General features: G+C 47.1%; 5 protein-coding genes. 4 read left to right on the top strand and 1 reads right to left on the bottom strand.

The annotated features are described in order from the left end of the window. The first annotated feature begins 356 nt into the window (after window positions 1-356). Genes A4R26_RS21185 through A4R26_RS21175 form a run of 3 tightly spaced genes read left to right on the top strand, consistent with a single transcriptional unit; the run spans window position 357 to window position 5,807 of the window. Complete coding sequence (locus A4R26_RS21185) at window positions 357-1,826, top strand: cellulase family glycosylhydrolase (RefSeq protein ID WP_207625795.1); 1,470 nt, start codon at window positions 357-359, stop codon at window positions 1,824-1,826. 28 nt (window positions 1,827-1,854) lie between these two features. Further along, window positions 1,855-3,819 carry a glycoside hydrolase family 97 protein gene (locus tag A4R26_RS21180; protein ID WP_242674978.1) on the top strand — a complete coding sequence of 655 codons (1,965 nt, stop codon included), beginning with the start codon at window positions 1,855-1,857 and terminating at the stop codon, window positions 3,817-3,819. A 26-nt stretch (window positions 3,820-3,845) separates the two neighbouring features. Next, entirely contained in the window at window positions 3,846-5,807 is a 1,962-nt protein-coding gene (locus tag A4R26_RS21175; RefSeq protein WP_081168091.1) for a sialate O-acetylesterase, read from the top strand. Between the two features lie 113 nt (window positions 5,808-5,920). Here the strand turns inward: A4R26_RS21175 and A4R26_RS21170 are convergent, their stop codons facing one another. After that, window positions 5,921-10,021, bottom strand: coding sequence for a hybrid sensor histidine kinase/response regulator transcription factor (locus tag A4R26_RS21170; RefSeq protein WP_081168088.1), 4,101 nt, complete (start codon window positions 10,019-10,021; stop codon window positions 5,921-5,923). Between the two features lie 176 nt (window positions 10,022-10,197). Here A4R26_RS21170 and xyl3A point away from each other — a divergent pair, with 176 nt between their 5' ends. Then, window positions 10,198-12,882 (top strand): xylan 1,4-beta-xylosidase, encoded by a 2,685-nt coding sequence (xyl3A, locus tag A4R26_RS21165; RefSeq protein ID WP_081168172.1) that lies wholly within the window; start codon window positions 10,198-10,200, stop codon window positions 12,880-12,882. Window positions 12,883-12,895: the final 13 nt, after the last annotated feature.

Genomic DNA, 12,895 nt, shown 5'->3' with positions numbered 1-12,895 from the left:
TTTTGGTCAGATTTTCCAACAACTACTGCTACCGCTGCGAAATAAGATTGCCTGCCTGGCCGGGAAAAAGTAATTGATCGTCAATTGATAAAAATGCGGTAAAAACAGGGATTGGTTACCGCCTGTTTTGCCCCATATTGTTGGGATGCCTTTTAGTGAAACAGAAAGACCATAATAAAAGCGGTGGGGGAGGAAAAAGCTCGTGAAAATCATTCAGCTGCAACATATTTTGCCATAACCTGCAACATTTGAGCGCCCTTTATCAACGAACCAGCGGCTAGTTTTACAACATACAATTGAGTTCGCTATAACGTGCGAACAGTTGGTTTGTAAAACGATACAATATTGCTTCCACTATGAATACAAAAAAAATGAAGCTCGTAAAGCTAACCAGGATCATGGGGCTTGTTATGGCCGTACTGCTTTTTACCAACTGTCATAAAAAGGGCAGCTCGCCGGCTCCGGAACTTTCCGCATCTCCTTCGCAGATCAGCCTTCCCGCAGAAGGGGGAACGGCAGAAATTACAATTAACGGAAATGCAAAATGGAGTATCAGTAATGCGGCTCCTTCGTGGCTGCAGTTAAGTCAATCATCGGGCAATAGCGGCAACACCACCATCACGTTAACAGCAGGTGCCAACGGCTCTGGCGCTACCCGTTCCGTATCGCTCGCAGTAAACGCCGAAAACGGACAGGCAAGAAGAGTAATGGTTACACAGGGGGCTACCATGTATCCTTCTTATAACACATCGCCCAAAGCAGCAGATTCCGCCGGAATGAGCACCGCCGTGCAACTGGCTTCAAAATTCAAATTGGGGTGGAACATTGGGAATACAATGGAAGCTATAGGCGGAGAAACGGCCTGGGGCAATCCGCTGATCACCGAGTCGTATGTAAAAGCAGTAAAGCAGTTGGGCTTTACTGCCATTCGGATACCATGTGCATGGAATACGCATGTTGATAACAAAGCCACAGCACACATAGAGCAAAGCTGGATGAACAGGGTAAAAGAGGTGGTTGGTTATTGTGTCAATAACGGCCTGTACGTTATGCTGAATATTCATTGGGATGGCGGCTGGCTGGAAAATAACATTAGTAAGCTAAAGCAGGACTCCGTGAGTGCAAAACAGAAAGCATTATGGGAGCAGATCGCTACCTCCATGCGCGACTTTGATGAGCACCTGATGTTTGCCAGTGCGAATGAACCGGCTGCCGATAATGCTGAAAAGATGGGCGTGCTGGCGTTATATCATCAGACCTTCATTGATGCCGTTCGATCCACCGGTGGAAGGAACAGCCACCGCGTTCTTATACTTCAGGGACCCAATACATCGGCAACGTTGACAGCAGACCTGATGAATACACTGCCGAAAGACCCTGCGCCTGACCGGCTGATGGTTGAAGTGCATAATTACACCCCGTCACAGTTTTGTTTCCTTAACGAAGACGTAAGCTGGGGTAAAATGGTTTACTACTGGGGCAGCGGCAATCATTCAACTATCGAAACCGATCGAAACCCTACGTACGGAGAAGAGAGCGCACATATTGCCGACTTCGAGAAGATCAAAACAAAGTTTGTTGATAAAGGCATTCCGGTGCTTATGGGCGAGTATGGCGCTTACCGGCGCGATGGTTCAGCGCATGTTCCCAAAGAACTGGCATTGCATAACACTTCGGTGGACTATTGGATAACATTTGTTACCAAAGAAGCATTGGCCCGCGGAATAAAACCATTTTGGTGGGATACAGGAGGCGCTTTGGACAGGCAAAACAATACGGTAAAAGACCAGCGAACGATTGACGCGCTTTTGGCGGGGGCTAAATAAAGATATTTTAATAATAACAGTTTTGAAAATGAGTTTGAGAAATACATCTCTTTTGGTATGGCTTCTTATTGGCATGAATGGCTGGTGCACCGGACCAGGTAATCACCTGCAGGCGCAGCCAATTGCTCAATTGCATAGTCCCGACAGGTCTCTTTCACTACATGTATTCCTGTCGCCGGCAGGTGAAATAAAATACAGTATCCAAAAGTCTGGCACTAACGTCATTCAGCCTTCGGTTTTAGGAGTAATGATGAAAGGCCATGATTTTACACAGGGATTGAAACTGGCAAACATATCAAAGCCGGAACATATAACAGACCGCTATCAAACAAAGAATGCAAAAAAAAGCAGCATTGTTTACCAGGCCCGCCAGCTGGTGATGTCTTTTGTGAATGAAGAAAAGAGAGCAATGGATATTATTTTCCGGCTATCCAACGACGGAGCGGCCTTCCGGTATGCTTTTCCCTGGGTAAAAAGCAACGAAACAATCGTTAAAGAAGTTTCCTCATTTGAATTTGACAGCAAAACAACTGCCTGGCTGCAACCGATGAGTGAAGCAAAAACAGGTTATGAGCATTGCCACCCGTCCTATGAAGAACATTATTTGCAGAACATTGCCGTTGGCACTGCCTCACCGTTGAAGTCGGGCTGGGTGTACCCTGCTTTGTTTAAAACAAATGATATATGGGTGCTGATCACCGAAGCGGCGCTCGATGGTACTTACTGCGGTACGAGACTGATCAATGACCCGGCCGCTTCCGTTTATTCAATTGGCTTTGCCGATCCGAGGGAAGTGTTTACAGGCGGTGGCTATTTGCCGCAAAACAATAAGCCGTGGCTTACCCCGTGGCGCATTATAACCATCGGGAGTTTAAAAACGATTGCAGAGTCAACATTGGGTACCGATCTGGCGCCGGCAGCGGCGTTAAAAGATGCCTCGTTTGTAAAACCCGGAAAAGCCAGCTGGAGCTGGATCAATAGCAAGGATGACCACATTACCTTTGACGAACAAATAAAATATATCGACTACGCCCATGACATGCAATGGCAGTATTGCCTCATAGATGCAGACTGGGATACCAGGATCGGATATGATAAGGTGGCGGAACTGTCGGCGTATGCAAAACAAAAAAAGGTTGGCTTGATCTTATGGTATAATTCCGCAGGAGACTGGAACACGATCAAATATCATCCTAAAAACCTGTTGCTTACGAAGGAAGGGCGGGAAAAAGAATTCGGCCGGCTGCAGGCAATGGGCATAAAAGGCATAAAGATCGATTTCTTTGGCGGAGATGGTCAAAGCATGATCCAATACTACATCGATATTTTGAATGATGCGGCAAAATATAAGCTGCTTGTGAACTTTCATGGCGCTACATTGCCGAGAGGCTGGCAAAAAACATACCCGCATCTTATGACAGCCGAAGCCATTTATGGAATGGAGATGGTAACGTTTGATCAGAAGGCAGCCGATAAGCAGGCCAATCACTGCGCTATGTTGCCGTTCACCAGGAACGCGTTCGACCCTATGGATTTTACGCCCATGAACCTGACGGGACTTACATCCTCAGACTGTATCAGAAGAACCACGCCTGCCTTCGAACTGGCCCTTTCGGTATTGTTCTTATCGGGTATACAGCATTATGCGCAGGCGCCCGAAGGAATGATGCAGGTGCCCGGCGAGGTGAAAGCATTGTTAAGAATGCTTCCCGGCAACTGGGACGATGTAAGATTTTTAGATGGCTACCCGGGCAAATATGCCGTCATTGCACGGCGAAGCGGCAACCGCTGGTACATAGCGGGTATCAATGGAGATAATAATGAAAAGAAAGTAATCCTTGATATTACAGCATTTAAAAAAAGCAAGGCAACGCTGTTCTCCGATGGAACAGGCAGCGAATTATTTTCGAAAGCCGTACTGAATGCGGCAACACAAAAAAAATGTGACATTACGCTTAACCCCAATAGTGGATTTGTAATGGTGCTTGAATAATTTCAATAACATACGAATAAAGAATAATGAGATCCGGTATACATGTATTGCTCCCCCTGTTAACAATATTCATTCTTCGAACAGCTGCTCATGCCCAGATCGTTTTGTCGAAAGTGTTCGGTGATAGTATGGTTTTGCAAAGAGGCATCAATATCCCGGTGTGGGGGAATTCAACTCCGGGCGCCCTGGTGGTGGCAAAACTGGGAAATATAAAGGCTACCGCCAGGGCCGATAAGGAAGGGAAATGGCAGGTAAAATTTCCCATCTTCAGGGAAGGAGGACCTTATGTACTTGAAATTGCTGAATCGGAAAAACCAGCTTCCGGCATTAAACTAAAGGGCATTCTTGTCGGCGATGTATGGCTGGCATCGGGTCAGTCGAACATGGAATGGGAGGTGCAACAGGCTAAAGATGCAAATAAGGAAATTGCAAACGCCGGTTTTCCGCAAATACGTTTTCTGGTTGTTGAACACAGCAAGCAGGTAAAACCGCAAACCGATATATCAGCCGGCAAATGGAAAGTTTGTGATTCCGAAAATGTGAAAACGTTTTCTGCAGCTGCTTACTATTTTGCCCGTAAAATTCACCGCGACCAAAACGTTCCGGTTGGCATTATACAAAGCACCTGGGGCGGAACGCCGATAGAAGCATGGACCAGCAGGGAAATGCTGCTTACTTCACCTATTACCAAAGCACGAACTTTAAGTAATGATACGCTTATGCCCGACCGGGAAGATTTTGTGCAGGACAGTTTGAACCTGATACGTTTTTGGCACATTGTATATAACCCTCAGAATAATACAGATAAGATAGTTACGGTTCCGGAATATGATGATGCCGGCTGGAAAACCATTGAAATGCCGGATGTGATAAAAGAGCCCGGGGTTGACTATCATGAAGGAATGGTTTGGTTACGGAAAAAAATATCGCTGCCGCCATCCTTTGCCGGAAAAGATGTTACCATTAACATGGGCCATCCTGAAATGAACTACTCGCTTTATTTTAATGGCCACGAAATTTGTAAAAATGTATGGAATGCCAGTCCGGCACATTCCTATACCATTCCTGCCAGTGTAACCAGGAGCGGAGAAAATGCCATTGCTGTAAGAATAGCCATGTTATGGGGCGGAGGCGGTTTGAATGCAGCAGATGATATTTATATTACGGATGGGTGCTCTACAATTTCTTTAAGTGGAAAATGGGCGTTTAAAAAAGATCTTGAAACTGCGCTTCCGAAAATGCTCAACTATCAGTATTACCCCACTGTACTCTTTAATACCATGATACACCCGGTTATTCCTTATGGTATCAGGGGCTTTATCTGGTACCAGGGCGAATCGAATGCAGCGGCGGCTTACCATTATCGAAAATTATTTCCCATGCTGATCGCCGACTGGAGAAAACGCTGGCGGCAGGGAAATCTTCCGTTTTTATTTGTTCAGCTGGCCAATTATATGAAAACAAAACCGCTTCCGTCTGAAAGCGAATGGGCTGAACTGAGGGAAGCGCAAACGCTGGCACTTTCACAGCCTAATACCGGTATGGCCTGCGCCATTGATATTGGCGAAGCGAATGATATCCATCCGAAAAATAAACAGGAAGTGGGCCGCCGCCTGGCCCTGGTTGCCAATAAAATGGTTTATAAACAGGAATGCATCGCAACGGGCCCAACGTTTCAGGCCTTCCGGAAAGATGGCAGCTGCATCAGGGTCAGTTTTGCCAACACGGGGTTGGGCCTTTCAACAAACGGCTCGAAGAAAATAACGGGTTTTGCCATTGCCGGTAAAGACAAACAATTTTATTGGGCAGCAGCCATGATGGCTCCGGGAAAAGGAAATGAAGTGATTGTCTGTTCTGATAAAGTGGTGGAACCGGTGGCCGTTCGATATGCATGGGCCGACAATCCCGAATGCAACCTGGTAAATTCGGAAGGCCTGCCGGCCGTACCTTTCCGAACGGATGAATGGAAAGGAATTACCCAAAAATAAAAAGCGGGGTCGGTGGGCATATGATAAATGCCGGGAACAATTTTTTTGAAATTGTTTTTTACGATCCGGGAACGGAACCGGGTTTTTCTTTTGGAGAAGCACCTGGCTTCCCTTTAACTGTCACCGCCCGGGTTTGCCTTTCGCATTTTTGCAATGAATTCGGAAGGAAGCATATTGAACTTTCCTTTGAACGATTTCGCAAAATAGTTAGGTGTTGTAAACCCAACCTGGTAAGCGATCTCCGAAATGGTCATATTGCTTTTCCCCATCAATGCAACCGCTTTGCTCAATCGAAAAGAACGAATGTACTCTACCGGGGTTTCGCCGGTGAGCTCAAGCAGTTTGGTATACAGGGTGCTTCTGCTCATGCCAATCTGCCTGCTTAAGCTTTCTACCGACAATTGCGGGTTGGTGATGTTTTTTTCAAGATAGCCCACGATTGTCGTCAGTAATTTTTCATCCGGGGAATCTATTTCCACTTCCGGTGCCGCAAATTTTAACTGCTTCGTATAAGTGCTTTGCATCGTGCTCTGCAACTGCAGCAGGTTCTTTATTTTGGCATTCAAAACCTCAAAATTGAACGGTTTGGTTATGTAGTCGTTGGCCCCTGTTTCCAACCCTTTGATCTGCTGTTCCTGGCCCGTCATAGCCGTTAGCAGGATCACAGGAATATGGCTGGTTCTTTTATCCGCTTTTATTTTTTTAACCAGTTCAATACCATCCATTTCAGGCATGCTTACATCACTTACTATCAGTTGCGGATGTTGCGAGAGCGTTTTCTGCCAGCCATCTTTGCCGTTGACCGACTCTATGACTTTATACCTGCCGCGCAGGTTGTCTTTCAGGTAAAACCTGAAATCATCATTGTCTTCCACCAGCAATACAGGCAACGCATCGTTCATATTGCCTTCTTCCGCAGCAGCAGGTAACCTGTTTGCACGGGGGGTGGGCACATCCTGTTCTTTTTGCGCGGCCTGTTGACTTTCAACCGCTGTTTCATGAACACGCTTCAGCGGAATTTGGATAGTAAATGCGCACCCTTTACCCGGCTCGCTTTCTACCTGAATTTTCCCCCCATGTAATTTTATGAACTCTTTGGTTATCGACAAACCAATACCGGTGCCCTGGTTAAGGATGGAGGCGCTGGTATCGTTTTGAAAGAAGCGGTCGAATATAAGGTCTTTCTTATCCGTTGGAATGCCAATACCTGTATCCGTTACATTGATCCACACCCAGGTTTGTTCCTGGTCGTCTGAACTTTCGGCTTTTTGCAGTTCCACGGTAATATGGCCGCCCCCGAGGGTGAACTTGAATGCATTTGATAATAAATTGAAAAGAATGCGCTCTATTTTGTCGCGATCAAAAAAAACATCCAGCCGGTCGATACAGCTTTTGAAAGTGAAGCTGATATGTTTTCTTTCCGACATATCCCGGAAAGAATCAGTCACTTCCTTTAAAAAGGAAATAAACTCGCCTTTCGATAACTGTAATTTCAATTCATGCTCTTCCATCTTCCTGAAGTCGAGCAGCTGGTTTACGAGGTTCAGCAGTCTTCTTGCATTACGCCTGATCATATTCAGTTTTTCGAGTCTGCCGGTAGTAGCCTCTTCTTCGATCAGTTGGTCAACCGGCCCCATGATCAACGAAATGGGCGTTCTGAAATCGTGGCTGAGGTTGGTAAGGAATTTCAGCTTCATCCGGTCAAGCTCCTGTACGCGTTTAACTTCGCGCCGCTCCTGTTCCAGGGCAAACTTCTTTCTTATTCTTGAAATGCCTTTGTGCCTGCTGTAAAGAAGCAGTCCGCCGATCGCGAGCACATAAAATATATAAGCATAGGCGGTACGCCAGAAAGGAGGCTTCACATATATTTTTATGATCGTGTCTTTTGTGCTCCAGATGCCATCGTTGTTACCGGCTTTTACCCTGAAGGTATATTCGCCGGGATCGAGGTTGGTATAGGAGGCCTGGCTGGCGGTGCCAACATAGTTCCAGTCCCTGTCAAAACCATCGAGTTTGTAAGCGTAGTGGTTCTGCCTCGGAATTGTATAGTTAAGCGCTACAAAGTTCAGCGCAAAGTTTTGTTTGTAATTCAGCCGTATTTCATCGGCAACCGATATATGTTCTTTGATTGGCGCATCGCTTCCGGCAGCAACCGGTTTGTTAGAGATCTTCAGGTCGGTTAAAATAACCTGCGGCACATTCCGGTTAACGGTAAGCCTGTCGGGATAAAAATGATTGAAGCCTTCCAGGCCGCTGAAAAGCAGTTCGCCGTCGGCTAACCTCAAACCGGCGCCCCGAATATAATTTGAGTTTTGAAGGCCATTCAGATGCGAGAAGTTCCGGAAACGTTTTGTATCTGTGTCGAATTGGGTTATACCGGTATTGGTAGAGAGCCATAACCTGCCAGTTGCATCTTCTACGATCTGGTAAACCATGCTGTTTTGCAAACCGTCTTTTTCTGTATAAGGGGTGAACAGGTGCTTACCGGCTTCAAAAGTGGCCAAACCACTGAAAGTACCGATCCACATTTTCCCTTTGCGGTCGCGGTGAAGACATTGGATCTTATTGCCCGGCAACTGGCTGTTCTCCTGCGTGTAGATGGTCCACTTTCCTGTCGACGGCTCGTACACAGCTATACCGCCGCCATGGGTGCCTATCCATATATTGCCACCGGCATCTTCTGCAATGGCCCGTATATAGCCATTGATAGGCAACGCCGCCACGCCACTCCCCGCAGGCTGGGGAGAATACCGCGCCATTACCCGGTCATCATTCACTACAGTAATGCCGTCTCCATTGGTGCCTATCCAGATATTTCCCTTACTGTCTTCGAACAAACAAAAAATGTCGTTCCCGGTGAGGCCGTTTACGCCGTTTCCTTTCACCAGTTGTTTACAGGCGCCGGTGTGCTGGTCGGCGATGATCACGCCATGGCCATACGTGCCTATATATACCTTATTGGTTCGGGTGCGTTGCAGGGCGAGGACAGTGAGCGTACCGGCCGGTACATTTTTCAGCGGAACATGTACAGGGATCACTTTGTCTTTCCTGCGGTCGAATTCATATAATCCGTTGCCGTTCGTTCCCAATAACACTGCGCCATTTTTGTTTTCGGCCATGGAGGTGATAACGGCGATGTTCGACCGGTTCTCCTGGAAACTGCTGCTTAACGTGAGGTTGAATAAATTAAGATTTTTGTCATACTTGCAAATGCCGCCCTGGAAAGTGCCAAACCAGTAAATGCCCTGTTTGTCGATAAAGATACACCGCACCAGTTTGCTGCTTAAACTTTGATGATTGCCATTTTCATGGGTATGAACCGAGAATGTTCCGGCCTGGACATTATAAACATATAAACCGTTAAAGCTGCCAATCCATAATAACCCCTGGTCGTCGGCGGCTATGCTGTTGATCTCATTACCGTTTAAATAGCTATAATGTATAAACCCCGATCCATCGGGTTTCAGCCTGCTCAACCCGGTTGAAGTGCCTACCCATATATTGCCCCATTTGTCTTCCGCAACCGCTCGTATCCTGTTCACCTGCAGGCTGTATTCGTCTGTTTTATCATTTTCATACAGCCTGAAACTGTTCAACCTGATATTGTACAGGAAAAGCCCATTGTCGGTTGCGATCCACAAACGTTGTTTACTGTCCTCATAAACAGTTAAAAGGGTTGTTTTTACCGGCCGGCCGGCTGCATCGCGCAGCAGGTGTTTTGAGATCGACTGGGTTTCGGGGTCAAGCATGTACAATCCTTCGTATTGAGCGATCCATATTTTGCCGCGGTAGTCGCTGCATATTCCCCTGATGACGTCGCTGCCCGAAAGCGTGGCCGTTCCGGTCTTTACCGGGTAATGTAAAAATTTATCATTTTTACGGTCGTACAGGCTGAGCCCGCCGCCGCTGGTCCCAACCCACAAATTACCCGACCTGTCTTCATGTAATGCCAACACCTCATTGGTGCGCAGGCTGGTGGTATCGCCAGGCTGGTAACGGTAGGCGGTAAAATTGGTTCCATCATATTTTTCAAGCCCGTCGTCTGTGCCAAACCACATGAGCCCATAACGGTCTTTTATAATAGTATTTACCGAATTGGACAACAAACCGTCGCGGGTAGACAGGGAAGTGAAGTTGACAGGCCCGGTTTGCGCCCGGGTATTGAGGTAAGCTATTAATAAGGAACCCCAAAATATATAAATATATTTCAGCATATTGGCAATCGTTATTTAAGCAGTTAGGTAATTATGGTGTCCTCATCGAACAAAATAGCTAGTCTTTCGCACAAATGGCCCATGCCGCGATTGGGCGCCCGGCTATTTTTGTTATTAAATGTACGACTGACCTTTTTGATTTCCGTACAAAAATTTTTTGCCAATACGATGCTGCTATGCGAAATGACATCCTTTTTATTGCAGGGAAAGAACAGGCCATTGGGTACCGGGAAAAACAAGTGGCGTTCAATTCCGGAATTCCCCGATTTGTACTTTTACGCGCCATTTTCCTGTCTTTTTTATTTTCAACTCCCGCCTTTGCCCAGAAACTGCCTTACCAGAACCCGAACCTGGGTTCGGAAGAAAGAGCAAAAGACCTGATCACACGGCTCACACTGGAAGAAAAAGCCTCGTTGCTCTTCGATCAGTCGCCGGCCATACCCCGGTTGGGCATAAAAAAATTCAATTGGTGGAGCGAGGCCCTGCATGGCCTGGCGAATAATGATAACGTTACCGTATTTCCCGAACCTGTTGGCATGGCTGCCTCTTTCGACGATTCGCTCGTGTACAGGGTGTTTGAGGCCACTTCAGATGAAGTGCGGGCAAAATATCATGAAGCATTACGGAATGGAAAGGAAAACCGGCGCTTCCTCAGCTTGTCGGTTTGGACCCCCAATGTAAATATTTTCCGCGATCCCCGCTGGGGGCGTGGCCAGGAAACCTATGGCGAAGATCCATACCTTACTTCACGTATGGGGGTAGCCGTGGTAAAAGGGTTACAGGGGCCTGCCGGTTCAAGGTACCGCAAGTTACTTGCCTGCGCAAAACATTTTGCCGTGCATTCGGGGCCTGAATGGAGCAGGCATACGTTAAACCTGTACCAGGTAAAGCCGCGCGACCTGTATGAAACCTATTTGCCGGCCTTCAGATCGCTGGTGATCGATGCCGGCGTGCGCCAGGTAATGTGCGCTTACCAGCGGTTAGATGACGAGCCCTGTTGCGGCAACAACCGGTTGCTGCAAACCATCCTGCGCGACAGCTGGGGCTTTAAACATGTGGTTGTTTCCGATTGTGGCGCCATCACCGATTTTTATACCAGCCATAAAGTGTCATCCGACGCGGTACATGCTTCCGCCAAAGGTGCTTTGGCCGGTACCGACGTGGAATGTGTTTGGGAAGGTTATGCCTACAAAAGCCTGCCGGAAGCGGTTTCACGGGGCCTCATCACCGAACAGGAGATCGACAAACACCTGCTGCGGGTGTTGATCGGGCGAATCGACCTGGGCGATCTGGATGAGGATGCATTGGTTCCCTGGGCGAACATCCCCATGTCTGTAGTCAATAACGAAGCGCATAGAAAACTGGCCCTCGATATGGCGCTTGAATCGATGACCTTGCTGCAAAACAGGAATAATACCCTTCCTTTAAAAAGAAACTTAAAAAAAATAGCTGTAATAGGTCCCAATGCCGACAATGATCCTATGCTTTGGGGAAATTATAATGGCAAACCGGTAAGAACGATCAACATCCTCCATGGGCTGCGCAGTAAAATGCCGGCCGGCAGTGTATTGTACGATAAGGGCTGCGACCTGGTGGAGAATAAAGTAACGCAAAGCTATTTTTCACAATGTTCCATCGACGGCAAAAAAGGTTTCAAAGCCACTTACTGGAACAATCGTGAGCTGAAAGGCGAACCCGTTATTACGGAACAGATAACCAATCCGCTAAAATTAACCACCGCCGGTCAGCACGAATTTGCATCCGGTGTTCAACTCGAAAACTTTTCGGCATTGTATGAAACGGAATTCGCTGCGGCCCAAACGGAGGAAATTGTATTTAAATGCGGGGCCACAGGTTCCATGCAATTGTATGTAAACGGAACATTGGTGAACAGAACGAATAACTGGCGCACATTGCTTTCAAGGATCCCCTACAAGGTAGAGGGTGGTAAGAAATATAAAATAGAAGTGCGTTTTGCCCAATTGAACAACTGGCAGGCGAATATTGAATTTGATTTTGGCAGGGAAGTGGATGTTGATTTTAGCGGCCTCATCAATAAACTCAAAGGCATTGAGGTGGTAATATTTGCCGGCGGCCTTTCCACATTGCTGGAAGGAGAAGAAATGCCGGTCTCCTACCCGGGATTTAAAGGCGGCGATCGTACAGATATTCAATTGCCCGAAGTACAACGCAATTGTTTAAAAGCACTGAAGGCGGCAGGTAAAAAACTGATCTTTGTCAATTGCTCCGGCTCGGCCATCGGAATGGCGCCTGAAACTGAAACCTGTGATGCCATTCTGCAGGCCTGGTACGGCGGCGAATCGGGCGGACAGGCCATTGCCGATGTATTGTTCGGCGACTACAACCCTTCGGGTAAATTGCCCGTTACTTTTTACAGCGATACCACGCAACTGGCCGATTTTGAAGATTATTCCATGAAAGGCAGAACCTACCGTTATATGGCCGATCCGCTTTTTCAGTTTGGGTTTGGATTAAGTTACACCACTTTCTCCATTGGTACTGCACAACCTGGCAAAACGGAGATCCGCAACAACGAAAACCTCGATCTATCCATACCCATAACGAACACCGGCAAACGCAACGGAACGGAAATAGTACAGGTGTATGTTCGAAAAACGGGCGATAGCGATGGTCCGCTGAAAACTTTACGGGGTTTTACAAGAGTGACCCTTGCTGCCGGCAAAACCACCACGGCTGTTGTCAGCCTGCCGCCTTCCGCGTTTGAATTCTTTGATAGCAATTCCAGGAAAATGACAGTAGCTGCAGGCGAATACGAATTGTTATATGGAAACAGTTCTGCAGAAAAAGACCTGAAAGTGGTGAAGGTGGTTATTAAGTAACACACAATCAAAA

The sequence above is a fragment of the Niastella populi genome, assembly GCF_002078015.1.
GTDB lineage: Bacteria > Bacteroidota > Bacteroidia > Chitinophagales > Chitinophagaceae > Niastella > Niastella populi.
Note: the sequence above shows the minus strand (reverse complement) of the source record. Positions and strands in the feature narration are given on the sequence as shown.